The sequence below is a fragment of the Ferruginibacter albus genome (genome assembly GCF_020042285.1).
In the GTDB taxonomy this organism is placed as follows: Bacteria; Bacteroidota; Bacteroidia; order Chitinophagales; family Chitinophagaceae; genus Ferruginibacter; species Ferruginibacter albus.
The window spans coordinates 1446993-1471700 of record NZ_CP083388.1; the positions used below are offsets into that span (position 1 = coordinate 1446993).

Annotated in this window: 29 protein-coding genes; 8 read left to right on the forward strand and 21 right to left on the reverse strand. The window is 37.2% G+C overall.

The annotated features are described in order from the left end of the window. Nucleotides 1-34 precede the first annotated feature (34 nt). The 4 genes from K9M53_RS06345 to K9M53_RS06360 all read right to left on the reverse strand — a co-directional run bounded on the left by K9M53_RS06345 (nucleotide 35) and on the right by K9M53_RS06360 (nucleotide 2660). A complete protein-coding gene (locus K9M53_RS06345) occupies nucleotides 35-994 on the reverse strand; it encodes an SRPBCC domain-containing protein (RefSeq protein ID WP_224018784.1) in 960 nt (319 codons plus the stop codon). Further along, entirely contained in the window at nucleotides 984-1310 is a 327-nt protein-coding gene (locus K9M53_RS06350) for an ArsR/SmtB family transcription factor (protein WP_224018785.1), read from the reverse strand. The genes K9M53_RS06345 and K9M53_RS06350 overlap by 11 nt, the downstream gene beginning before the upstream one ends. A 213-nt stretch (nucleotides 1311-1523) precedes the next feature. After that, nucleotides 1524-1886: a hypothetical protein gene (locus tag K9M53_RS06355; protein WP_315857676.1), complete on the reverse strand. Its 363-nt coding sequence runs from the start codon at nucleotides 1884-1886 to the stop codon at nucleotides 1524-1526. A gap of 390 nt (nucleotides 1887-2276) precedes the next feature. Next, nucleotides 2277-2660, reverse strand: a complete 384-nt coding sequence (locus K9M53_RS06360) for a hypothetical protein (RefSeq protein WP_224018787.1) — start codon at nucleotides 2658-2660, stop codon at nucleotides 2277-2279. Nucleotides 2661-3179: 519 nt separating this feature from the next. Here K9M53_RS06360 and K9M53_RS06365 point away from each other — a divergent pair. The 4 genes from K9M53_RS06365 (at nucleotide 3180) to K9M53_RS06380 (ending at nucleotide 7277) form a co-directional block, all read left to right on the forward strand. Continuing rightward, complete coding sequence (locus K9M53_RS06365) at nucleotides 3180-3623, forward strand: hypothetical protein (protein ID WP_224018788.1); 444 nt, start codon at nucleotides 3180-3182, stop codon at nucleotides 3621-3623. 36 nt (nucleotides 3624-3659) lie between these two features. Continuing rightward, nucleotides 3660-3971, forward strand: coding sequence for a hypothetical protein (locus tag K9M53_RS06370; RefSeq protein ID WP_224018789.1), 312 nt, complete (start codon nucleotides 3660-3662; stop codon nucleotides 3969-3971). 107 nt (nucleotides 3972-4078) lie between these two features. Then, nucleotides 4079-5980 (forward strand): mucoidy inhibitor MuiA family protein, encoded by a 1902-nt coding sequence (locus K9M53_RS06375; protein ID WP_224018790.1) that lies wholly within the window; start codon nucleotides 4079-4081, stop codon nucleotides 5978-5980. Between the two features lie 157 nt (nucleotides 5981-6137). After that, complete coding sequence (locus K9M53_RS06380; protein ID WP_224018791.1) at nucleotides 6138-7277, forward strand: NAD(P)/FAD-dependent oxidoreductase; 1140 nt, start codon at nucleotides 6138-6140, stop codon at nucleotides 7275-7277. A 58-nt stretch (nucleotides 7278-7335) separates the two neighbouring features. Here the strand turns inward: K9M53_RS06380 and K9M53_RS06385 are convergent, their stop codons facing one another. Together K9M53_RS06385 and amaB are read right to left on the reverse strand one after the other, a co-directional pair. Then, complete coding sequence (locus K9M53_RS06385) at nucleotides 7336-7713, reverse strand: GxxExxY protein (RefSeq protein ID WP_224018792.1); 378 nt, start codon at nucleotides 7711-7713, stop codon at nucleotides 7336-7338. 56 nt (nucleotides 7714-7769) lie between these two features. Further along, entirely contained in the window at nucleotides 7770-9293 is a 1524-nt protein-coding gene (amaB, locus tag K9M53_RS06390) for an L-piperidine-6-carboxylate dehydrogenase (protein WP_224018793.1), read from the reverse strand. 229 nt (nucleotides 9294-9522) lie between these two features. Here amaB and K9M53_RS06395 point away from each other — a divergent pair, with 229 nt between their 5' ends. Next, a complete protein-coding gene (locus K9M53_RS06395) occupies nucleotides 9523-11022 on the forward strand; it encodes a glycoside hydrolase family 71/99-like protein (RefSeq protein WP_224018794.1) in 1500 nt (499 codons plus the stop codon). A gap of 150 nt (nucleotides 11023-11172) precedes the next feature. Here K9M53_RS06395 and K9M53_RS06400 read toward each other — a convergent pair whose 3' ends face one another. From K9M53_RS06400 to K9M53_RS06455, 12 genes are all read right to left on the reverse strand, one after another. Next, nucleotides 11173-11775 carry a hypothetical protein gene (locus K9M53_RS06400; RefSeq protein ID WP_224018795.1) on the reverse strand — a complete coding sequence of 201 codons (603 nt, stop codon included), beginning with the start codon at nucleotides 11773-11775 and terminating at the stop codon, nucleotides 11173-11175. Nucleotides 11776-11816: 41 nt separating this feature from the next. Continuing rightward, complete coding sequence (gene bioA / locus K9M53_RS06405; RefSeq protein WP_224018796.1) at nucleotides 11817-13100, reverse strand: adenosylmethionine--8-amino-7-oxononanoate transaminase; 1284 nt, start codon at nucleotides 13098-13100, stop codon at nucleotides 11817-11819. A gap of 84 nt (nucleotides 13101-13184) precedes the next feature. Next, nucleotides 13185-13796 (reverse strand): dethiobiotin synthase, encoded by a 612-nt coding sequence (gene bioD, locus K9M53_RS06410; RefSeq protein ID WP_224018797.1) that lies wholly within the window; start codon nucleotides 13794-13796, stop codon nucleotides 13185-13187. Nucleotides 13797-13826: 30 nt separating this feature from the next. Continuing rightward, on the reverse strand, nucleotides 13827-14948 hold the full coding sequence (locus tag K9M53_RS06415; RefSeq protein WP_224018798.1) for an aminotransferase class I/II-fold pyridoxal phosphate-dependent enzyme: 1122 nt from the start codon (nucleotides 14946-14948) through the stop codon (nucleotides 13827-13829). A gap of 1 nt (nucleotide 14949) precedes the next feature. Then, nucleotides 14950-15942: a biotin synthase BioB gene (gene bioB / locus K9M53_RS06420; RefSeq protein WP_224018799.1), complete on the reverse strand. Its 993-nt coding sequence runs from the start codon at nucleotides 15940-15942 to the stop codon at nucleotides 14950-14952. Nucleotides 15943-15999: 57 nt separating this feature from the next. Continuing rightward, nucleotides 16000-16650: a hypothetical protein gene (locus K9M53_RS06425; protein WP_224018800.1), complete on the reverse strand. Its 651-nt coding sequence runs from the start codon at nucleotides 16648-16650 to the stop codon at nucleotides 16000-16002. Nucleotides 16651-16670: 20 nt separating this feature from the next. Beyond that, a complete protein-coding gene (locus K9M53_RS06430; protein ID WP_224018801.1) occupies nucleotides 16671-16880 on the reverse strand; it encodes a DUF4266 domain-containing protein in 210 nt (69 codons plus the stop codon). After that, nucleotides 16880-17698 (reverse strand): 3-methyl-2-oxobutanoate hydroxymethyltransferase, encoded by an 819-nt coding sequence (panB, locus tag K9M53_RS06435; protein WP_224018802.1) that lies wholly within the window; start codon nucleotides 17696-17698, stop codon nucleotides 16880-16882. The genes K9M53_RS06430 and panB overlap by 1 nt, the downstream gene beginning before the upstream one ends. A gap of 124 nt (nucleotides 17699-17822) precedes the next feature. Beyond that, on the reverse strand, nucleotides 17823-18746 hold the full coding sequence (locus K9M53_RS06440) for a hypothetical protein (protein ID WP_224018803.1): 924 nt from the start codon (nucleotides 18744-18746) through the stop codon (nucleotides 17823-17825). Beyond that, the gene (locus K9M53_RS06445; protein WP_224018804.1) at nucleotides 18715-18972 is read right to left on the reverse strand and encodes a hypothetical protein; all 258 of its coding nucleotides are present in this window, start codon (nucleotides 18970-18972) and stop codon (nucleotides 18715-18717) included. Before K9M53_RS06445 ends, K9M53_RS06440 begins: the two co-directional genes overlap by 32 nt. A 78-nt stretch (nucleotides 18973-19050) precedes the next feature. Further along, complete coding sequence (locus K9M53_RS06450; protein WP_224018805.1) at nucleotides 19051-19509, reverse strand: pyridoxamine 5'-phosphate oxidase family protein; 459 nt, start codon at nucleotides 19507-19509, stop codon at nucleotides 19051-19053. Nucleotides 19510-19611: 102 nt separating this feature from the next. Then, nucleotides 19612-19941 carry a hypothetical protein gene (locus tag K9M53_RS06455; RefSeq protein ID WP_224018806.1) on the reverse strand — a complete coding sequence of 110 codons (330 nt, stop codon included), beginning with the start codon at nucleotides 19939-19941 and terminating at the stop codon, nucleotides 19612-19614. Nucleotides 19942-20049: 108 nt separating this feature from the next. Here K9M53_RS06455 and K9M53_RS06460 point away from each other — a divergent pair, with 108 nt between their 5' ends. Beyond that, on the forward strand, nucleotides 20050-20511 hold the full coding sequence (locus K9M53_RS06460; RefSeq protein ID WP_224018807.1) for a universal stress protein: 462 nt from the start codon (nucleotides 20050-20052) through the stop codon (nucleotides 20509-20511). On the opposite strand, the gene K9M53_RS06465 is transcribed toward K9M53_RS06460, so the two are convergent. Both K9M53_RS06465 and K9M53_RS06470 read right to left on the reverse strand, forming a co-directional pair. Further along, nucleotides 20512-21078, reverse strand: coding sequence for a DUF4142 domain-containing protein (locus K9M53_RS06465; protein ID WP_224018808.1), 567 nt, complete (start codon nucleotides 21076-21078; stop codon nucleotides 20512-20514). It lies immediately after the preceding gene. A 41-nt stretch (nucleotides 21079-21119) separates the two neighbouring features. After that, nucleotides 21120-21326: a hypothetical protein gene (locus K9M53_RS06470; protein ID WP_224018809.1), complete on the reverse strand. Its 207-nt coding sequence runs from the start codon at nucleotides 21324-21326 to the stop codon at nucleotides 21120-21122. Between the two features lie 114 nt (nucleotides 21327-21440). On the opposite strand from K9M53_RS06470, the gene K9M53_RS06475 reads away from it, so the two are divergent. Next, nucleotides 21441-22202, forward strand: a complete 762-nt coding sequence (locus tag K9M53_RS06475; protein WP_224018810.1) for a DUF72 domain-containing protein — start codon at nucleotides 21441-21443, stop codon at nucleotides 22200-22202. 19 nt (nucleotides 22203-22221) lie between these two features. After that, complete coding sequence (locus K9M53_RS06480; RefSeq protein WP_224018811.1) at nucleotides 22222-22809, forward strand: type 1 glutamine amidotransferase domain-containing protein; 588 nt, start codon at nucleotides 22222-22224, stop codon at nucleotides 22807-22809. Nucleotides 22810-22860: 51 nt separating this feature from the next. Here K9M53_RS06480 and ligD read toward each other — a convergent pair whose 3' ends face one another. Then, complete coding sequence (gene ligD / locus K9M53_RS06485) at nucleotides 22861-24693, reverse strand: DNA ligase D (protein WP_224018812.1); 1833 nt, start codon at nucleotides 24691-24693, stop codon at nucleotides 22861-22863. Between the last annotated feature and the right edge of the window lie 15 nt (nucleotides 24694-24708).

Consider the following 24708-nt stretch of genomic DNA (forward strand, 5'->3'; position numbering starts at 1 on the left):
CGATCAACAACTCTTCAATAGTATTAGGCCTTTACTACGAGTTAATATGATTCACCATCCAGTTAATGCCATACTTATCTGTAAATTCACCAAAGTAAGAACCAAAGAACATGTCCTGCAAAGGCATAGTAACAGTACCACCTGCCGATAATTCATCAAAGATGCGTTTGGTCTCTTCCCTTGTTTCAGGTTCCAGGCAAATATGCATGTTGTTACCATTCGTTAATGTAAAGCCCATTTCCTTCGGTGCATCAGTAGCCATTAAAACATGACCACCCAATGTAGGCAACTGCGCATGCAATACCATCTTCTTTACACTCTCTGCAATAGGCGGATGTCCTGCCTGTTCAGGAATTTCGCCAAAGCGCTTAATACCTCCGCCAATAAATTCTGTTTTAAAAACAGACTTGTAAAAGTTCAATGCTTCTTCTGTATTGCCGGGAAAATTTAAATAAGTAGTAACTCTTGCTTTGCTGCTTGTTTTCATATCTTTTCTTAATTTGAATTGTGCTTCTATGAATTGATCCAGGTTGCCCAATGCAGCAGTAAAGCCTGCTTCGAAGCCCATCTCAACAATCGTTGCCAGGTCTTTTTCATTGCTGAAGCGGATGTCTACCAATACTTTTGTTCCTGCTGCTGTTTCGGTAAAGCTATTCTTCCATGTCATGGTAGGAAAGGCGGTATTCTTTTCACCGTTCTCATCGCAGAAATAATTATATACTTCAAAGCTTTTCAGGTTGTCTATTGTAATAAAATCAATCTTGCACCAATGACGCTCACCGTTTGGTCCTGCCATTACATACAGCCAGTAGCCACCTTCTTTAAATGTTAAGCTCTTTGTTTCGGTATGCCAGGGGCGGGGTGCCCACCACTGATCCAGCAATTCGTTTTCTGTCCATGCACGCCATACATCCGTAAGCGGTGCATCAAATGTTCTTTCAACAACAATGCGTTTGTTCGGCAGGTCTTTTGTGAACTGTGTTTTATTTTCCATTTTTTGATGTTTTTATCTGTTTTAATACGTTGTCTAACTTGTTAAAGCGTTCTTCCCATAAGCGTTGGAAAGGTTCCAGCCAGTCTGCTATCTCTTTCATTTTTTTAGGATTAAAGTGGTAATAAATTTCTCTGCCCGATTGCTCCTGCTTCACCAGCTGGCATTCCACCAGTATCTTAATATGCTTTGAGACCGCCTGCCGGCTTGAATGAAAATGTTCTGCCATGGCATTCGGTGTCATTGCCTGTAAAGCGATCAGGCTTAATATGGCCCGCCGCGTTGGGTCGGCAATAGCCTGGAATACATCTCTTCTCATATTGGATCGATTTTAATTAGCAACTAATTGGTTGCAAATATAAGTGCAACTATTTGGTTGCGCAAATTTTTGGAGAACTATTTTCTAGAATAAGTATATAATATTTAATAGCGTACTGCAAAATGTATAAACAAACCTATACTGTGAGCCGTTGTTGAGCGTCCCGCCAACAACCGAAGTCATCGCTGGCTTTGTTCTATGTAATAAATAAGCTTAACCTGCATAATTTGAAAGTATATTAAATACATCTACTCCGGTTTCATAAAATCGGTAAGAAGAATATAAATATTCTTCAGGATGAATGCATAAGCCTGCTTTAACAGGGTTATAGTGTAAGTAATTCAACTTTTGAATAAACACATCATGTGTGTAAAGATCAATTCCCAATGCTTCTCTTTCCCAAAATTGATATGCCCTGTCTTTTGTTTTTACTTTAAATGAATTTAAAAAAGAGGGGCTTTCTTTCTGCAGTTTTAATTGTATTTGATGTGCAGTATAGGATAAAAGACTATGCTGAATATCAGTAGGAGTGAAATTGTTTAAAGACTGCCAAATAAGATGAATGTGATTTGACATGATTACAAATGCAAATAATCTCATTCTTTTATTAATTGAAAGAAATTGAAGACTATCTATAATTATTTTTTTGTACGCATCTTGCTGTAGCAGCGGCTTCCATTCTAATATAGTGGCAGTAAAAAATTGAGGATGATATTTCGGATAATTGTCTTTCATGATCAAATGACGACTTGTTCACTTCGGCTGTTGGCGAGACGCACAACAGCGGCGTTTAGATAGGTTGAAGTTTTGATTTTGTAAAAGTGTTTATATCAACATAAACAAGAGTTTTTACATCTTCTATTAATAAAGAAATTTAATCTTCAATAGTTACAATATAATACAAAGCACTATTATAAAGTGAAACAGTCCGGCTCTCACCGGACTGTTTTCATTCAACAACAATCATTACTCTTTAGGCTTTTTAGCTTTCGGTATTTTCGGTGTATCGTCTACCACCAAGCCATAATCCCCCAGCTTTTTAGGATTCTTTGCGTACACGCCTTTTAAAACACTGCCGCTGTTTTTTACAATACCTGATATCTCAGGAAATGCAAGATCACGGGCTTTGTACAGTTCTTCTGCTTTTTTTGCCAACCGTTCTGCTTCTTCATGATTGCTGATACAGCCGGCAATAGTTGGTCCTGTAACAGACCAATCATAATCTTGTAATACACTTAAGGGAGAGCTGTTGCCGTCGGCAAGGTGTTTTTCATACATTTTTTTAGCAAGTGCTAACATGTCGGCTGCGTTACGCGGATAAACGATGCGACCTTTTGTCCTTGTACTCATACATTTTCTTTTTAGGATGGAAAAAATTATTTGAGAGTATGAATGTTTTGATAAGAAAAAGGTTGTATCCATTTATACGGGGTGGATCGTAGGTGCAACATTGCCGTTGTTAACATATACACTGTCATTGTTAGCGTGCACACCAGTCCCGCTAATGTGTGTATCGTCTCCGTTAATATGTACATTGTCTACGTCAGCATCAACAGAATCGACGTCAGCATTGACATTGCCGCCGTTCACATGAACAACGCCTTCGTCAAGGCTGCAAACCGAAGTTTTCACTTAAACAATAACACCGGCAGTATTTATTTCGGTAATTCACCGGTTTAAAATGAGCAAATAAAAATGAATGATGTAAATCAAAAGTTGTTAGTGAAAAAACAAATTGATAATTATCACAACTTTAAATCAATCTTGCGGTTTTCCCTTGGTCGGTGTACTCACCGACCGAGAAGAACGCCACTAAATGCAGCCTTTTTTATAATTTTAGAAATAATGGTATTTACTAAAAGCACAAAATTGGCAGCATGGTTCGTTTCTGTTTTTCTATTACTAATAGTTATAGGATTATGTCTTAATGCACATTACGAGGGCAGAATAATGCATGAACCACATACTGTACTATCTATACATATTGATGATGCAGATTATACTGAAAAATATGGAGGAGCCATTGATTTTGCATACTATTATAAAGGGGTGCGTTATGACCATCATCGTACAGCATTTTTTAAAACAGTGAGTTTAAAAGACGTAAATATTAATAAAGAAAGCTATCGTCAATATATGTATAGAGGGAAGAGTAACTTATTAATAGTAATCTTGAACGATAAACCAAATATTTTTTATGTAATTGAAAATTCAGCGGATATTAAAAAATACAATATTTCTCCATCTGATACATTAGGACTTACTAATGATAAATTAATTTTTTCAAGCAATATTAGCGATACACTTAATTAATATGTGGTTACAAAAACTTAATAAAACTTTACAAAAATGACTGCAGCCGAAATAAAAGAGATCATTAATAAAGAATTACAAACAGAACCCGACCCTGCAAATGTTTTTGGTCTTGATATGACCAAGTGTTTACTGGAACCTGTAAAACAGAAATACAGAAAGGCTGATGATGCAACGGTGACCTATGAGTTATGGACAGTATTAGAAGAGAGCGAAGATAAGAGCGGTTATAAAATTTATTTTGATGAAGAAGTTAATATGTTTGGATTGGCTATACCATCCGGTACAAGTGAACTTATTGATATAGGACGATATGGAGATTTCTTAAAGACCTTATATTCGATGTAAAACTTGTATCCTTCTCCATTGTTGCTCGCCCACCAACATCCAATTATTACTCCACTATCATTTATGTAATTCTTTCAGTGCCTGCATCCGGTACTAAAATGAATTATATGAAACGTTATTATTTTCTACTATTATTATTTGTTTACAGTAATGTTAAAGCAACAGACGACAGTATCATTGTTTCGGCTCAATTAAAAAATGTGGTAGTGTATAAAGCAGGTGCAGAGATGACGCATATAAGCACTGCTACCTTAAAGCAGGGAAATAATGAATTGATAATTGAAGGCATCAGTAATCAGCTCGATATTAATAGTGTGCAGATAAAATCAGATGATGCTGTAACTATTATGGGCATTGAGTTTTCCAATAATTACCTGATATCGCCGGGTATTACGCCAAGAGTACAGTTCTTGCAGGATTCTATCAATAGTGTACAAAAAGATATCGATGAGATCGAGATGGCGATTTCTAACTATACTGCCTTGCTGGAAGTGCTGAATACGAACAAGGAGGTAAAAGGAGAGCAAACAGGACTTAGTGTAGCAGAGCTGATAAAGCTGATGGATTATTATAAAGCAAAGTCGCTTGAAATAAATACTGCCCTTGCTAAGCTAAATAAGAGCAAAGAAAAACTGCAGCTTAATTTACAAAAACTGCAAGAGCAGGTTGACGAAGAACAAAGCAAAAATGTATCTACCGCAGGCAGGCTTTCCATACAGCTGACAGCAGCCTTGGCAGGAAAGTATAGCTTTACCATTTCATACATCACACAAAATGCCTGGTGGACGCCTTTTTATGATGTACGTATAGAAAATGTAAAAAGCCCGATGAAGTTAGTGTACAAGGCAAAGATCTCGCAAACAACGGGTATAGACTGGAAGCAGGTAAAGCTGTCTTTATCTACTTCTATGCCTTCGCAATGGAATGTTGCGCCCGAATTAAAACCCTGGTTTATTCGATATGTTAATCCTGTATCTGTAATGGATAAACAAGTGAACCAGGTTGTGGTAAACGTAGGATATCAAACTCAAAAAATAAAAGATGCTTCCGGCGCTGTAAGCCAGGTAAGAAGTGGAACTATTGCCAATCTTTCTACATCGGATCCTGCTCTTTTATTACAGGGACGTGTTGCCGGTGTAGATGTTATTAATGAAAGTACGGGCAACTCCTCTCAAATAGCCATACGTGGTGTAAGCTCGCTAAATAATCCTGACCCTTTGTATATTGTAAATGGTGTTCAGATGAATAGTTTAGATGCTATAAATCTTGATCCGAAGGCGATCAAGAAAATGGAAGTATTAAAGGATGCAAACGCAACTGCTATCTATGGAGCTGCTGCTGCCGGAGGTGTTATTCTTATTACTTTAAATGATGGGTTGGATGATTACATCTCCATAAGCGATAACACACTTGACCTGAATTTTGATATTGACATTCCGTATGATGTACCTAGTAACGGTAAAGTGCAAACGGCATTATTAAAAACAGTAAATGTACCTGCTATTTATACTGATTATGCGGTGCCAAAGCTAGATAAGGATGCATATTTGCTGGCACAGATACCCGGCTGGAATAAACTGAACTTATTACCGGGCGAAGCCAGCATTATTGTAGAGAATACGTATATCGGCAAATCGTTTATCGATCCTAATTCTGTGCTGGATACCTTAAAGCTTACTTTAGGAAGAGATAAGCGGGTGGTAGTTAAAAGAGATAATATCAGTGATGTTAGCAGCGTGAAGTTTTTAGGGTCTAATAAGGTACAAAAATTTACGTACGAAATTACGGTGAAGAATAACAAGAACGATTCGGTATCCGTTTCTTTAAAAGATCAATATCCTATATCAACAGATAAGGATATTGAAGTGCAATTGTTGGATAATAGCAACGCGATAGTGAATGAAGAATCAGGCTTGCTTTCATGGAATCTAAAATTGGCGCCGGGAGAAAATAAAAAGCTGCGCTTTAGCTTTAGTATTAAATGCCCGAAGAGTAAAACAGTATTATAATTCTTTAAAAACCGGGAGTGAATTCACTTCCGGTTTTTGTTTTTTCCGCCGTATGCCCTCACCGCCCGAAATACAAAAACTATTTTATAGTTAAGGCGAAAGAAATCGTTGCTTGTTGTTGCAACATTCTCTATTATTGTATTCTCAAATTATTGCCATGAAATTACGCGTATTGGTTTTAGGCGCCGGCTTCGGCGGGTTGGAGCTTAGTTCTATTCTTTCTGAGAAATTGGGAGATAAGCTCGACCTTACTTTAATCGACAAAAATGATAGCTTCTATTTTGGTTTTTCAAAGTTTGATGTGATGTTTGGACATAAAACCTCCGATGCTATAAAATTGCATTACGATCGTATAGTAAAGCCGGGTGTGCAATTCAAACAGGAAAATATTCTTACAATTGAACCGGAGGCAAAACGTGTGGTTACCAATAAGGGAACTCACGAAGCAGATGTGCTGGTGATCGCATTGGGAGCAGAGTACGATCCGGCTGCTACACCGGGACTGATAGAAGGCGGCAATGAATTTTATTCCTTAAAAGGAGCTGAGCGTTTGCGGGAAGTATTGCCCAATTTTTCAGGAGGTAAAGTGATAGTAGGCGTTTGTTCAACACCCTTTAAATGCCCGCCGGCACCAAGCGAGGCAGCATTGTTAATGCACGACTATTTAATAAAGCGAGGCATTCGGGATAAATGTGAGATAAGCATTGTAATGCCTTTCAGCGTTCCCATTCCGCCATCGCCTGATACTTCTAAAGCATTGTTGGAAGAATTTGCTAAACGCAATATCAGCTTTATTGCAAAGCATAAAGTGAATGCTTTGGATACATCCCGTAACGTAGCTGTACTGGATGATGAAACGGAAATGCCGTTCGATCTTTTTTTAGGAGTACCTAAGCATAAGGCGCCTGTTGTAATTGAACAAAGCGGTTTGGCAGTAAACGGATGGGTACCCGTTGATAAAACGAATCTTAAAACACAATATCCCGGTGTATATGCAATAGGGGATGTTAATAGTGTAGGAACGCCCAAAGCGGGTGTGTTTGCAGAAGGAGCCGCAAAGGTTGCTGCAGCTTCCATCATTGCTGAATTTGAAAATGCCGCAGCGCCTTCGCCATACCAGGGCGATGGCACCTGTTATATTGAATTTGGTGATGGGAAAGTAGGTAAAGTAAATGTCAATTTCTTTTCAGGACCTGCGCCTGCCGGCACTTATACTGAAGCTTCCGTTGAACTGGTGGCAGATAAAGAAGAGTTTGGTTCGAGCAGGGAGAAGCGCTGGTTCGGGAACGCAGATTAGGAACACAGATTTTACTGATTATTGGATTGCACGGATATTGACTTTAATATTTTTATTGCTATAGAACTAATCTTTTAAAGGTTAGGCTTTTGCTTCCAAAATTTATTAATAAGCCTACTTCGAGCTTATAAGCTTTTAGATAATTTAGTACTTGATTCAGATGAACATCTTCTAATTGTATAACTGCTTTTGTTTCTATTAATACTTTTCCTTCTACAACAAAATCAGCTCTTCTTTTTCCTATAGGTTCGGCAAGTTGTTTATAAAAAATTTCCTGCTCTATTTCCCGACAAAAATTTAATCCCTTCTGGTTCAATTCATAAGCTAAAGCTCGTTGATAAATTACTTCTTGAAAACCATTACCTAAAAATTTATGAACTTCAAATGAAGCACCAATAATTTTCTCTGTAATATCAGCGTATTTTAATTTTTCCATAGTATTAAGGTGTCAGATTAAATAATGGTGTATAAATAATCAGTAAAATCCGTGATTCAGACAGTGAATTTAATGCCCTGCGCTAATGGAAGCTTGTCGGTATAATTAATAGTATTGGTCTGCCGGCGCATATAAGCTTTCCATGCATCGCTCCCACTTTCACGACCGCCACCGGTTTCTTTTTCACCACCAAAAGCGCCACCGATCTCAGCACCGCTGGTGCCGATGTTTACATTGGCAATACCGCAATCGCTGCCTGCAGCAGATAAGAACTGTTCTGCTTCCCGCAGGTTATTGGTAATAATGGAAGAGGATAATCCTTGTGGTACATCATTTTGCAAAGCGATGGCTTCATCAAGCGTAGCGTATTTAATTAAATATAAAATAGGAGCGAAGGTTTCGTGTTGCACAATAGCAAAGCTATTCTTGACTTCGGCAATACAAGGTTGTACATAACAGCCGCTTTCATAACCTCTGCCTTTTAATACGTCGCCTTCAATAATAAATTTGGCGCCTTCTTTTTTTGCAGCTGCGATCGCATTCAAATAATTATTCACGGCATCTTTATCAATTAAAGGTCCCACATGATTTTGTGCTTCTAAGGGGTTACCAATCTTCAATTGATGATAAGCATTTACCAACTTGTCTTTAAACTGATGGTATATTTTTTTATGAATGATCAATCGACGGGTTGTAGTGCAACGCTGTCCTGCTGTTCCGGCAGCACCAAACAAAGCTGCCGTCAATGCAATATTCAGATCGGCATTTTCTGTAATGATGATGGCGTTGTTACCGCCCAGTTCCAATAGGCTTTTTCCCATGCGTGCAGCTACTGCAGTACCTACAGCTTTTCCCATACGGGTGCTGCCGGTAGCGGAGATCAGGGCAATACGTTTGTCGTTGCTCATCCATTCTCCTGTTTCTCTTTCGCCAATAATAAGATTGCTAACGCCTTCGGGCACGCTATTCTTTTTGAATACTTTGGTAACAATATTCTGGCAGGCAATGGCGCATAAAGGTGTTTTTTCGCTTGGCTTCCATACACAGACATCGCCGCAAACCCAGGCTAGCATACTATTCCAGCTCCACACAGCCACGGGAAAATTAAAGGCGGAGATAATGCCCACTATTCCTAATGGATGATATTGTTCATACATGCGGTGCCCGGGTCGTTCACTATGCATGGTCAATCCATGTAATTGACGGGATAAGCCAACGGCAAAATCGCAGATATCGATCATCTCCTGCACTTCGCCTAATCCTTCCTGTAAGCTTTTACCCATTTCGTAGCTTACCAATTGTCCTAATGCTTGCTTGTTCTTTCTTAATTCATCCCCAATTTGTCGTACTATTTCACCGCGTTTAGGCGCAGGCGTTAGTCGCCATTCTATAAAAGCCTGTTTTGCCTGTTCGATAACGGCATCATATGTCTTTTTATCGGCTGTAGTAACAGAAGCAATTAATTTTCCATCAACAGGAGAGTAGGAGTCAATAACACTGCCTTTAGAAGCCAGCCAATTAACACCTGTAGAAACACCTTTATTTTTTGCCTGGATACGTAATGGAGAAAGAATATTCATGACAAACAATTTCTTACAAGTTACGAAAAAGTAAAACGAGTAAATGTGTAAAAAGGAAGCTGATCCGTGTAATAAAAAGGAAAAAATTAACTACTGTATATCACTCTTAATAATATCTTTGCGGACTTTTATGAATAGGTGAAAAATATTCGTGATAAGGAAACTTATTCGCCCTTTGAAGCATCATTTTATTGCTAACATTATTATTAACAGAAAAATACCTTCCCCAATGCGTATTTTGAACGTAAAACGATTTTTGGCTGTTACGGCTGCCTCTTTTCTTTCTTTAACTGCTATCTGCCAGGTTGGTATTGGCACAGATAGTGTGAATAAGTCTGCCATTCTTCAATTGGAATCTACCAATAAGGCCTTTCTTCCTCCAAGAATGAATACCATGCAACGCAATCAAATTGCTAATCCTGCTGCGGGCATGTTGGTGTACAATACTGATTCAACCTGTGTTGAAATGTATCGTGGCGTAGCCGGTTGGGTGAACTTATGTTCGTTTGCGGCAAAGAATAGTATCAATAGTCCTTTATATTCCGGAAGTGTTGTGGTGTATAACCCGGTAGCTGTTGCTAAAACTTCTCCTAAGAAGGTATTTGCACATATGATGCCCTGGTTTGAAACACCTGCTACCAATAGCGGTGCCTGGGGATCGCATTGGACGATGGGGACGCAAAATCCTAATACCACCACTAACGGGTATCAACAAATAGCCAGCTTCTATTACCCGCTTACAGGACCTTATGCTTCCAGCGATACAGCCATTATAGATTACCAGCTTTTATTAATGAAATTAAGCGGTATTGACGGCGTGTTGATCGACTGGTATGGTTCCAGTAATAAGAATGATTACCCTTCTCTTGAAAGAAATACAAGTGCTATTGTTTCAAGAACAGCAAGAGCAGGATTGAATTTTGCATTGGTATATGAAGACGCAACACTTTCAAATTTTACCGATAAAGTAGCGCAGGCGAAGCTTGACATGACCTATGCGCAAACCAATTATTTTTCTAAATCAAATTACGAGAAAATAAGCGGAGCTCCTTTGTTGCTTACGTTCGGACCTCAGTCACTTACAGGAAGCAGCAACTGGACATCAGCTTTCTCTGTGCTTACCACGCAGCCTTTCTTCCTTAGCTATATGTTCAATACCGGCGCAGGTACTGCTGCTAACGGGCAGTTTGCCTGGGTGGAGCAAAGTGGTACTACTCGGTTAAACCAGTTTTACAGTTCGGGGGCTGCTTTTAAAATGAGCGATGCATATCCCGGGTTCAACAGTTTTTATTCAAACGGAAATTCTCAATTCAATGGTGGTCCACAATGGACGATCAGCGCTAATGGAATTGCTACGTTCCAATCAGTACTTAGCCTTGCTTTGCAGCAAGACAACCAATATATACAATTGACTACCTGGAACGATTATGGAGAAGGAACGATGATGGAACCTACGGATTCTACCACGGGTTTCATGAATTCTCAATCGGGCTTGGCACATCCGCAAACAGCTATACCGGGTTTTGGTTATGCTAATTTGATAAACCTGCAAAACTATTTAGGCGTATCCTCTTTATCGCAACCTGACCTGGAAGCGGTGCTTAAATTGTATAAGCTTCGTAAAACCTATGCAAGTGATGCCGGCAAACTAAATCAACTGACACAGGTTTATTATTACATAGTGTCATTACAGATGGATAAGGCGAAAGCGTTGTTGGCGCAATTGTAATGAAGGTCTCTGAAAGTATTTGAATATCGATCTGATATTTATGCTGTCAGTCTGAGCTTGTCGAAGACGGCTATATTATAAAAGGCCCGCTTTCGACAAGCACAAGCTGACAGCTTTTTAATTGTTAGAATTAATTGTAAAGAAAAACTATTAAGCTATTTCCTTCTGCACTGCATCCATCCAGCTATTGAATAAAACAGTTTCCATTTCAACTGCAGTTTTGCAGAACTCTTCATAGCGGGGAGAAAATTCTTTTAGCTGGTGTGTCATTTCCTGCAGATGATTTATTTCTTCGGCTATTATGCTTTTTACGTTCACAGTACTTTTGATAGTGTCTAACACTTGCTGGTATTTAGGATACAATTCATCTGCACGCACTTCAATAGCATAAGTAACTAATAAATAAGCTGCATATTTCAGATCATCACCTTTATATCCAAAATTCTTTTTAAGGTAACGACAAACCTGTATGTCGAGAGAATGTAAGTAGTAATAAGTAAAATCCGGGGCCAGCAAATATTGCTTTTCATAAGTAGGACAACTGTCTTTCTCTACCTTCTTTATTTGTTTTTTTAAATAGTAAGCATGGCGGGCTTCTTCAGCAGAATGTTTTAAAATGATCTCATTTGCCAAAATGGGATGCTCACATTTTTTTATTTTTTTAGCGCCGGCATTTTCCATCATGGATAATGTATTTAGCCAGCGGGCATGTATATGAGGCGTTTGTACTACTTTATCAAAAATTGAATTCATAGGTCAAAATTAAAAAGGAAAAATTAAAAAGAACGAAAGCATTAAAGTTCGCTTTTTACCAGTTCTGTCGATTGTATGATCGCATCGTAAACTTTATTCAGTTCTTCTTCTGTAATGCAATAGGGGGGGAGGATGTAAACAATATTGCCTAGTGGTCGCAATAAGACTCCTTTGCTTAAATAAAATTGATATAATTTATTTCGTACTGAACTGAAATAAGAAGTGTCTTCTTTGGTTTTAAATTCTATGGCGATGATAGTGCCCTGTTGGCGAACATCTTTAACAGCTTCGTTTGTTCTAATACTGTTAGCAAATGCTTTATGTTTTTCTTCGATGAATTTTATTTGTTGCTGACATTTGTTATTCAATAATAATTCAAGGCTTGCATTGGCGGCCGCACATGCTAAAGGGTTGGCAGTATAGGAATGCCCGTGATAAAACGTTTTTTCTTTTTCATCTGCATAAAATGCATCAAATATTTTTTGTGATGCAACAGTAACGCCTAACGGCAAAAAACCACCGGTAATTCCTTTTGATAAGCAAATGATGTCAGGCTGATTGGTTAGGTATTCAATAGCAAAGTTTTTTCCTGTTCTGCCAAAGCCTGTCATCACTTCATCAGCAATACAGATAATATTTTTTTGATGGCAATAAGTAATTAGTTCATCCAGGTATTTTGCTTCATGCATTAGCATGCCACCCGAACCTTGCACCAAAGGTTCAAATATAAAAGCGGCAACAGTATCTTCTTTTGCCAATTCATCTATTTGCTTTTTTAAAAGATGAATGTTGTTTGCATTCGGTGTAGGAATGTGTGCTACTTCAAATAATAATTTTTCAAAAGCCGCGTTGAACGTGCTTTTATCACCTGCGCTCATAGCGCCAAAAGTATCGCCATGATAAGCATTTTCAAATGCGATGATCTTTGTTTTATGTTGATGTCCTTGATTGTGCCAATATTGTAAAGCCATTTTAATGGCTACTTCCACTGAGGTAGAGCCATCATCAGAAAAAAATATTTTGGAAAAATAGTTGGGCAGGATGCCGATCAATTGCTCTGATAATTTGATGGCAGGAGAATGTGTAAAGCCTGCAAAGATCACATGTTCCAATAGCTTTGCCTGTTCAGCAATTGCATTGGCAATGATTTCATTGGAATGCCCGTGAATGTTTACCCACCAGGATGAAACAGCATCAATATATTCATTGCCATTAGCATCGTATAAAATACATCCCTTTGCTTTCGTAATATGAATGGGAGCAGCGGCAGTTTTCATTTGTGTGAAAGGATGCCATATATGATCGCCGGAGTTTATTGATGCCATGATGTTTACTGTACAAGTGAGTGACACAACGATGTTAAATAAAGAATGATCGTTGGTGCAATAATCAGCAAACTTAATAAAGTTTTAAAAATTGGTATTAATAACAGCAGCAACCTTTGCAATATTCTCTTTTGTCATTTCCTGTAAAAAAGGAATCGTAAACAAATGTGGTAATTGAGTATGCTCGAGAATATACGAACGGGTAGCTTCAACTTTTTCGCCGCTGAAAACAATTCCCTTGACAGGTATATTTCTTTTTTGCAAAGCCTCCGCACTTAATAAAGTATGATTGATGCTGCCAAGATAATTGTTGGATACCAATATTACAGGTAAGTTCAAATGAGCTGCCAGGTCAATGTTGAAGAAATTCCTTGCAAACGGCGTCATTAAACCGCCGGCGGTTTCAACAATGATGTTATTGTCTGTTTCCGGTAACGTAATATTGTCTTTTTCTATTTCAATATTTTCGTTGGCTGCAGCAAAATGCGGGGATGTTGCCATCTTTAAACGATACGCTTCGGGGTGAATTTTTACCGCCGGATTGGTTACATATTTTTGAATAAAATTAGTATCCGAATCTTCCAAACTGCCTGCCTGTACAGGTTTCCAGTAGTCGAATCCTTTTGCCTGGCAAATAATTGCTGAACATAATGTTTTGCCAATACCTGTATGTATTCCTGTAATAAGAAAACTCATTCTTTAAGTAATAATTAGTAACTAATAGTTTTACCGCAACAGATGGCTTTTGACTTCGGCTAAAAGCTCATCAATTTGTGTAAAGGTGTTGAACGTATGTAAGCAAATTCGTAGTCTTTCTGTACCTGCGGGCACAGTAGGTGATAAAATTGCTTTTATAAAAAAGCCTTTATCAAGTAGGTGTTTAGCTAAAGCTTTTGCTTTAAGGTTATCGCCAATAATAATTCCCTGGATAGGAGAATGGCTTTTGATAAAAGAAATATTGGTTGTTTTTTCGACAGCGGCTCGAAAATAAGTAATTAATTCATACAAAACTTTTCTGTTGATAACTGGCAATAATTGATATACCTGCTGAATTTGCAGATACATATGTGGTGGGAGTGCTGTTGTATAAATAAATGAGCGGGAATAATTAATTAAATATTGTCTTAACGCTTTAGTGCCGGTAATAACTGCACCATGTAAACCAAGCGCTTTGCCAAATGTATAAATGCAGGCGTATACTTTGTTTTGCAAATTATACTGTACCACTAATCCTTCTCCATTATCGCCAAATACGCCGTTGGCATGCGCTTCATCTACAATTACCAGTGCCCGGTATTTTTCTGCCAAAGCTACTATATCAACCAACGGAGCTTCATCGCCATCCATAGAATAGATGGATTCAACAATAATGAATTTATTGCCGGATGCTTGCTGCAATTTCTTTTCAAGATCGCTTAGATCGTTATGTTTGAATTTATACCGATTGGCATGACTTAAACGCATACCGTCAATGATGCTGGCATGCACGTATTCATCAGCAATGAATGTATCGCCCTTGTTCGCAATACAGCTCAACAAGCCGGTGTTTGCCATGTAACCGGTATTGAATATCAGCGCAGCTTCTGCTTTGTGAAATTTTGCAATTAGCTGTTCTGTTTCTTCGGCTAATAAAGAATTACCGGTAACCAATCGTGAACCGGTAGAGCCTGTTGGCAGATCAGGAGAAACAATTTTTTTTAATTCAGCCGATTGCGAGAGTCCTAAATAATCATTAGAACTGAAATCAATTTTATTATCCGGGCAAACTAAAGTTCGTAACAATCCTTCTGCTTCTCTTTCATGTAAGCGTTGCAGTAAGGTCTTGTCAAAATTTACTTTTGCATCCAAATTATAAAACAGTTTCGGCTGTTGAAGTTACCGCTACATCTTTAAAAGGCTTACGGGCTGTTAATCCCAGCATTTTGAACATCTGCATGTCGGTATCAAAATCTGGATTAGGAGTAGTTAATAATTTTTCTCCTGCAAAGATAGAATTAGCGCCTGCCATAAAACATAATGCCTGTTCTGCAATGCTCATCTCATTTCTTCCGGCAGATAAGCGCACTACACTTTTCGGCATAATGATCCTTGCAGTAGCGATCATGCGGAGCATTTCGTCTATGCTTACACGCTCATTATTTTCCAATGGTGTTCCTTTTACGGCAACCAATGCATTAATAGGAACAGAATCAGGATGCTGTTCCATCGTAGCTAGCGTGTGTAACATTTTTACACGGTCATCATCGGTTTCGCCTAATCCAACAATGCCGCCGCAACATACGCTTAGCTTGGCTTTGCGAACATTGTTCAATGTGTTCAAGCGATCATCAATGGTACGTGTTGTAATTATATTGCCGTAATTTTCGGATGAAGTATCAATATTATGATTGTATGCAAAACAGCCGGCTTCTTTTAAGCGTTCAGCCTGTTCGTACGTCAGCATTCCTAATGTGCAACAAACTTCCAGTCCCATGTCATTTACTTCACTTACCATTTCTAATACTCTATCAAAATCCCTGTTGTCACGCACTTCCCGCCATGCTGCGCCCATGCATAACCGTGAGGCGCCATTTGCTTTGGCAACTTCTGCTCTTGCTTTCACTTTTTCAACGGTCATTAAAGGTTCTACTTCAACACCGGTATTATAACGGGCTGCCTGCGGACAATAAGCGCAGTCTTCTTTACAGCCACCGGTTTTAATAGAGATCAAACTGCTTATCTGTACTTCAGCATATGCCTTGTTTTGGCGATGCACTGTAGCCGCTTCATATATCAGGTCCATTAACGGACGATAATAAATTTCGTTTATCTCTTTTAATGTCCAGTTATTTCTTATTTGCATAGATCAAAATTGTAATGAACAAAGATATTGATTAATGGAGAATTGAACACGCCTGAACTAATCTCTTTGTTTGTGATACCAACTCATTTCATCAGGGGGTAATAAAGAAGAAAATTTAGTCATGAAATCAGCAAACATTTTATTTTGAATGGACGCCTTGTAGCAATCAGGATTGTAATAAGTAAGCTCCCGATAACTGTTTTTAGTTGCGATCTCAACTGTCCACCCAACGCCATCAAAACATCCACCGTTTAGACCAGCAATTGCGACTTGTGTAGGCAAGGTATCTAAATTAGAAATAGCTAAAAGATTTTTAAAAGCTGTATCACCCCTTGTAAAAAAGAAGTTATGCATAAATGAAAATTGTGATTCATAAGTAGATTTTGTTCCATCCGGATTGTGCAACGAAGCAGGAGAAAAATGATAATGCTTTTTTATTAAGCTATCCGGGGAGCTTTTGATAAGAAATAAGTCGTGACCCGGAAAAAAAGCAGCATACATGTATATTCTTACCTCAAAAGAATCTGTACCATTTTCTATCGAAGGGATGTTCAGGTATTCTTCAAATTGTTTTAGCCGAACTTTTTGAAACGAATCAATGCGGCTGGGGAAAGGATATTTTTTAAAACTGTTAACAATCGTTGTACTCTTTTTCCGGCAAGAGGATATATTTAAAATGACAAGAAATATAAAAATGTATTTAGTCATAATTATTGATATCTGTCAAACTAATTACATCCGCATCCACCTCCTGTCTTTCCGCCATTTGCTCCCGATGCCCCTTCTCTATAATTTTGAAAATTGATCTCATTCTTTTGGACCTTGCGTGCGCTTAACTGCATTTCAGCATCGTTCAATTTATTTTTCTGATATTCTTTTACTGTTGTGCAGGAAGCTGCAATAATGATCAATAGTAGATATGTAAAAAACGCCTTCATTAGTAGGATTCGCTTTTATTAGGAAAGTCATTTGATTTTACATCCGCCACATATTGTTTCACTGCCGTTGTTATTTGCTCACTTAAATTAAGATACTGGCGTAAAAACCGTGGCTTAAATTCTGTATTAATTCCCAGCAGGTCGTGCATTACCAATACCTGTCCGTCACAATCGCCACCGGCGCCAATGCCGATGGTTGGTATGCTTAAGCTTTTACTTACTTCTTTTGCCAGGTCAGCGGGAATTTTTTCCAATACTATCGCAAAGCAACCGGCTTCCTGTAATAATAAGGCATCACGTTTTAATTTTTCTGCTTCGCTGTTTTCCCTTGCCCTTACAATATAGGTTCCGAACTTATAAATGCTTTGGGGAGTTAATCCCAAATGCCCCATAACGGGAATACCTGCCCCTACAATTTTTTTTACTGAATCAATCGCTTCTTCACCGCCTTCCAGCTTAACTGAATGTGCACCAGATTCTTTCATTATTTTAATAGAAGATGCCAATGCTATTTCTGAATTAGATTGATAAGAACCAAACGGAAGATCTACTACTATCAGGCAACGATCAACACCACGAACAACGGCCCCTGCATGATATATCATTTGATCCAGTGTTATCGGTAATGTTGTTTCATGACCTGCAATTACATTGCTGGCGCTATCTCCCACCAGTATGATATCAATACCTGCTCCATCAAAAATTTTTGCAAACGAAAAATCATACGCTGTTATCATGGATATCTTTTCTCCTGAAGCTTTCATCTTTTGGAGTGTATTGGTGGTAATACGTTTTATTTCTTTTTTTACGCTTGACATTGTAAACTGTTATTAGGAATGATGCAATTAATTAGTGGGAGTTGGCTCTGCGTTAGAATAAAACAAACCCAAAGAATGTTATGTAAAAGTAGAGAGTTTTTTGATATTGATATAATCTGAATTACTAATTTTCAAATGTAGGATTAATAGGTTCTATAGGATAATTGTCTGGAGCAACTCGAATTGGTACAGGAATGTCCCCATCATAAAAGATCCTGCAGTGTTCAGTTAAACCTAAATATGTGCCGGATACAGTAATGCAAGGTTTTAAGATAGATACATTTTCAATTTTTGATACTAATATTTCTTTTTCAAAGTCAAAATACACATCCTGTGCAATTCTAAAATTGTAAAAACTATCAAGGTTATATTCAATTCTTTTAAACATTGTTGAATCGCCGCCTTGGCCGGCTCCAAATGTATCAAAGAATGTTATGGGAACAGAATCTGTTACCAGATAATAAGGGTCGGTATTTTTTTCATAAAGAACATCTTTATAAATACCTGAAGTATACGTCCACTTATAAATATCAAATTTTTTATCCTGGTAATCTCTAACTATGAGAGGCATCAATTTAGGATTTCGGGTGGTTAGCATTTTGTTGGAAGCAGATGGATTAACTGAAGAGAAGGTATATGTTTTTTCTATTCTTCCAATAAAAAGCATTTTATCATCAGGCTCCGTATAAGGTTGCTGATTAAAGCCGGCATTAAAAAGTGAATAGAAAGAAAATAGGGAAGAGTCAGCATTCCCTGATTTTATTCTTTGTTTCAGGCACATCGGCGTTAGCAATATATTGGTAATATAGAGCTTTGCATCTTTATAATAAACGATCTGCTTTACTTTAAAAATATCAAAATTGTTTTTGTTAGAAGATGTATCGCTAAAAGAATAAAAAAGATCTTTGTAAAAAAGTGAGCTTGTATCTATCGCTGATAATTTGTCGTACTGGCTGTTTTCTATTAGCCATCCTCCAACAGTATCAACAACAGCAATGTTTTTCGGGTCTTGTTTTTTAATTGCCTTTTTTGGAAACTGAATAGCCATCTCTATTTATTTTGTAACTGTTTATTCCGGACGTTTTTAATTTTTTTAAATACCAATCTGTAATGCTGTACTTAGGGATTTTTGGAGTAAGATCGAAGTATTGATCCGTTTCAAATGCCCATTCAATTTTGTTATCCCATTGTATGAAATCGCCATATTCTAATTTTTTTTGAGAAACAGCTTTTAAGGAAGGAATGAGTAAGATCAGCAGCCATATGTTTTTCATTATTATTATTTTTCTTTTAGAAAAATAATAATATCAAATAAAACAATAAGTTAAAGTAGAGTAATGTATTGTAACCGTTTAAAAAGTAAATTGGCGATGAGCGTTTGAGAAAAACAATTCCGTCATAAAATTTTTCATGGTTTCTTTAAAAGTAGCGCCCACAATATTTTTGTTTTCAAAATATTCTGCTTTTACTATTTTTAACTTTATTAAGATCATATCGTAGTTGCTTGATGTGGCGGCAAACTCTCTTTCTTCATCCTCAATTATACTTGCTTTTCCTTCTATATGTAAATAAAAATCGTTGCCTTTATGATAATATTCCAATGTTGCATAAAAAGTTTTATCTATATGGGGTGCATAATGCCCGTTGCAGGAAGTAAAAAACAAAATATTCCCATCCTCATCTGTTCGCAATGTATTAATGATATTATCGGGAAGTGGCAAGGGGGAATTTATTTCTCCATGAAACTTGGCAATCTTTATATCTTGAATTTTTTTTCTGACAAATTCAATGGGTTCATCTTTTGTAAGCATACGTTAGAATTTTACTTATTAAATTTAAAAAAGAAACTCATGTATATAACGTCAACTTTTGCACATATTATTTACTGTGGAAAATTTTTCTCTTGAGAAAAATCAAAGCTCAAATAAAAGTTGCTGATCATGCTCCACCTGCGGTATCTGCCTTATAAAGTTATCATAACCTTCTTCATCATCGTGATTGCTGTAGACTCCGTAAGCGTCAATGCTGTAACCAATTAGCCCATCAATTGCTTTTATAACATATAATATGCTCATATCAGAAGGGTCTGTTTCTTCTTCAAAACGATATACTTTAATTATAGACAGCTCTTCCGGTTGATATGTTTTTCCTTTTCCTGCAGTAAAGCCCTCCGGCGTCCATCTAAACTCATTGTCCATATGCTTGTGTCGCAATGCTTCCAGAATTTCTGAGAGCGTTGTCATTTGATGTGGTATTTCCATGATCTGTTTTAATTTAAAGTTTACTAAAACCATGCCATGGCAAAAGGGAATAGTTTTTGAATATTAATTAATTAAATAAATCATACAGATATGGATAAAATATTGATCGCCCTGGATTTTGGACCTTCCGCAGAGATAGTTGCAACCAGTGGAAAAGAATTGGCAAATGCCATGAATGCAAAAATTGTTTTGCTGCATATTGTTAGTGATATAGCCTATTATTCTTCTCCGGAATATGGGCCAATAATGGGTTTTACCGGATTTAACAATGTAAGTGCAATTGAAGCTGCAGAACATTTAAAAGACCTGGCAAAGGATTATCTTGACAGATCAAAAAAGTTTTTAGATGATGACACGATAGAGACAGTTGTAGAAGAAGGAAATGCAGCTGATGTGATCTTACAGGTTGCCAAAGAAAGTAAAGCAAGTATAATTGTGATGGGTACGCATAGCAGGAGAGGATTGGAAAAAATACTGATTGGAAGTGTTGCCGGAAGCGTATTAAATAAATCAACAACTCCCTTATTTATTGTTCCTACAAAAAAAGAATGATTAGTTTTTTTGAAAGCCGCTTAAAATTTGCTGTAAAGAAACAAGATGCTTTTGAAGAATTGGTAACTGGCGTGTGGTCCACATTTTAACTATGCTATCGGTTCCATTATTGATTTGATATTGGTACTGTTGAATAATGGAGTTATGGTCATTCAACGATAATGCGATATAAGAGCTATCAAGATCTGTCCCTGTTTTCTTTTGTATATCGCCATATTTATTTCGAAATTCATCACTCATTTTTTCAGGAATGCTGATGTTTTCCTTAGCGGCGATGTTTTGTATCTCTTCATTTGCTTTATTAAAATCGTTGGAGATGTTTTTTGCCAACTGTTTTACTGCAATAGAGGAGGCATAAGTTTGTGCCATATCATTCAGCCTTATCTCAAATAGATTACTATTAACAGCATTGGCAACAAAAGCGGCATTATGTTGCAAGGAAGAGCTGTCAAATTTTTCTTCATTTTGCTTGTCAGATACTTTAATGGTGTCGGTTTCTTTTCTCCTGTTTACACAAGCTATTAGAACAATTGCTAAAAATAATATGTTGCATTTATTCGGGTGCATGAATGTAAGAAGGGAGCAGCAACTGCTGCTCCCCGGTTTTATTAATAAGATTTAGTTGTATCCGGCATGGTGCTCATGCTGGAATCTTTTTGTTTTTTCCACTTCTTTTTGTCTTTCATCGGAGGTGTAGTGTCTTTGCTTATTGATGATTGGTAAGTACTTTGCGTAACATACCCGTTGGCTGTTTTTCCAAGGCTGATTGCATAAAGACAAAAAGCTGCGGCAACAATTAATGATAGCTTCTTCATACAAAAAAAATTAAAGTTTTATGTTTTGTTTGTCGTAGGGTATTGGACAAATATCAGACCAGTTAAGCGGTTTAAAATGGTTTCATATTTGTTTAATAGAGCTAAAACTTTATTATGAAATGGAAAATAGGTTGCTCCGGATTTCACTACGAGGATTGGCAGGGAATATTTTACCCGGCAGATCTGGCCAGGAACAAATGGTTTGAACATTACAGCAAAGAATTTAAAACATTGGAATTAAATGTTACTTTTTACCGCTTCCCGCAATTAAAATTTCTACAGGATTGGTACACTAAAAGTCAGAAGGAATTTAGGTTTTCAGTGAAAGTTCCAAGGCAGATAACACACTTTAAGCAGTTGAAGGAATCAGAAGCTTTATTAAAAGATTTCTATGATGTCATTCGTAAAGGATTAAAAAATAAACTGGGTCCTGTATTATTTCAGTTCCCACCATCCATACATTATTCAAAGGAATTTTTGCAGAGAATAATTGATAATGTTGATCCATCGTTTAAGAATGTGGTAGAATTTCGCCACCACAGCTGGTGGAATGGGGAAGTATATACTCAACTCGCCAAACATAAAATTACATTTTGCGGTATCAGTTATCCGAATTTGCCTGCGGATGTAATTCAAAATACATCAGTAGTTTATTATCGTTTTCATGGAGTTCCGGAATTGTACCGGTCGGAATATGCGCAGGAAGATCTTGAAAACTTTGTGATGGATCTGCATGAAACAACAAAAGTGAAAGATGTGTATGTTTATTTTAACAATACCATTCAAGCTGCTGCTATACGAAATGCAGAATGGTTAAATGAATATGTCAGGGAATTAAAAGAGATAGCGCCTGATGGTATGGTATTTGGGTTTTAAATCCAGAAAAATTATAAAAATGAAAACATTAGATAATAAAAGAGTTGCTATCCTTACGGATAATGGCTTTGAAGAAGTAGAGCTTACTGCACCGAAAAAAGCGTTGGAAGATGCAGGTGCAAAGGTTGATATTGTATCCTTGCAAAAAGGAAAAGTAAAAGGCTGGGATCACGATCATTGGTCAATCGATCTGCCTGTTGATGTTGACCTGGTGGAAGCAAAAACAGAAGCTTATGATGCATTGATGATACCGGGAGGTGTAATAAATCCTGATATCATGCGGCGACACAATGAATATATTTCTTTTGCACAGGAATTTTTAGAAAGCGGTAAACCGGTAGCAGCTATTTGTCATGGACCGCAATTATTAATTGAAACAGGTTTAATAAGTGGAAAGCACATTACTTCTTTTCCTTCAATTAGAAGAGACATAATCAATGCGGGCGGTTATTGGAAAGATGAAGAAGTGGTAACAGATAATGGATTGGTTACAAGTCGCAGCCCCGAAGATATTCCAGCATTTAATAAAAAAATGATCGAAGAAATAGCCGAAGGGCAACATGATCCGGAATTTGACAGTGAGGGGAGTGTATTGCACAATAGATAACCTCTCACAGTAATATGCTAAAATGATCAAGCACATATAGCAATGCCTTTGCTATTCTAAATAGCTTAGGCATTTTTTTATGTCAACACCTTTGCCTAATACGGGCTTGAAAATATCTCCTAATTTTTTAACTCTTGGTAAAATATTGGCAATGGTAAAATCTGCAGGACTTAATCCTTTTTTAACCTCTTTCCATTGTAAAGGAGTGGAAACACTTGCCCCTTTTACAGGACGTAAACTATAGGCTGATGAAATAGTCTGTCCTCTTCTGTTTTGCAGATAATCTAAATAAATTTTATTACTACCTCTTTTTTGAAGATTACGTTCAAGGCTGGTGAATTGTGGTAGTTGTTCATTTACTAACCTGCATAGAATATGAGCAAAGTTTTTTACTTCTTCATAATTGTACTTTTTTTGCATCGGCACAAAAATATGTAAGCCTGTTGCCCCGGATGTTTTGCAATACGCACCTGCTTTAGCTTTGTCCAGTACTTTTTTAAATTGTAAAGCAGTTTCAATAACCTGGTCAAATGTATTTTTTTCAGAAGGATCAATGTCAATTATCATATAGTCGGGCTTGTCGGGAGATTGAATGGTTGAGTTCCATGGATTCAATTCAATGCATCCGAGATTATTTAAATAAGCTAACGTTGCTTTGTCATTGCAAATAATATAATCGATTTCTTTTTCAGCAGATTCTGAATATATCTTTTTTGATTTTATCCATGATGGCGCATCGGTTCCGGCATCTTTGTGAAAAAAACCTTTATCAGAAATTCCGTTGGGGTTGCGTTTCAGCGATTCTGGCCTGTCTTTTAAATAAGGTAAAATATAATCCGCCATTGATTGATAATAATCTATCATCATGCCTTTGGTGATTTTTTCTTTAGGCCAATACAACTTGTTCCTGTTAGTAATAGCAACTTTGATCTTTCCAAAAGCAATTTCATTTTCATTGCTTGTTGCTGCAGGTTTTGTACTGTTTTTTTTCTTTAGCGATAACATATCATTAATGGTTTTGTCTTCTCTTAAATGTAAAAAAATAGGGTGTCTCATTCTTCCGTCTTTTGTCCATTCGGTAAATTTTACTTCACAAACATATTTTGGTTGCACCCATGTAACCGGCATATTTGTTTTAACTTTTTGTGTAAAAGGCGATCGGTCGATGATCAAGGGTTGTAATTTTTCATACACTTCTTTCAGTGATTTTTCATTGAAGCCTGAACCTGTGTGACCTGCGTATATTAATTCTCCGGTTTTCGCTATTGCCAATACCAAAGCGCCGAAATACCGGCGTGCGCCTGTGGGTTCAGTATATCCAACTATAATTACATCATCCGTGTTGTGGTGTTTTATTTTTAACCATTCTGATGAGCGTGTACCAGTAAGGTATAAGCCGTTCATCTTTTTTGCCATAATGCCTTCCAGTTCTTTTTGTATAGCGGCTTTAAAAAATGAGTTGCCGTTTTCTATAATGTGATCAGAGAATTTAATGATCGGATTTTTTGGGATTATTTTTTTTAATAATTTTTTTCTTTCGATTAAAGGCAATTCTGTTGTGCTCAGGCTATTTAAAGAGAGCAGATCAAAAACATAATAGCACATTGGGAAATGAGTATTGTTTTCATAATCCTGTAATTTTTGAAAATCAGATCTGCCTTGCTCATTCAATACTACTACCTCACCATCTAATATGGCTGCATGTTTTATTTTCTTTAATTCATTTGTTACTAAAGGATAGCGTTGAAGAAAGCTGATACCGTTGCGGGAGTATAGTTTGGTATCAGTGCCGTTTATTTCTGCTATGGCTCGATAACCATCCCATTTTATTTCAAACAACCAATCCTTGTCATCAAAAGATTGCTTGGTTTCTTTTGCCAACATTGGCTTTATGAATTG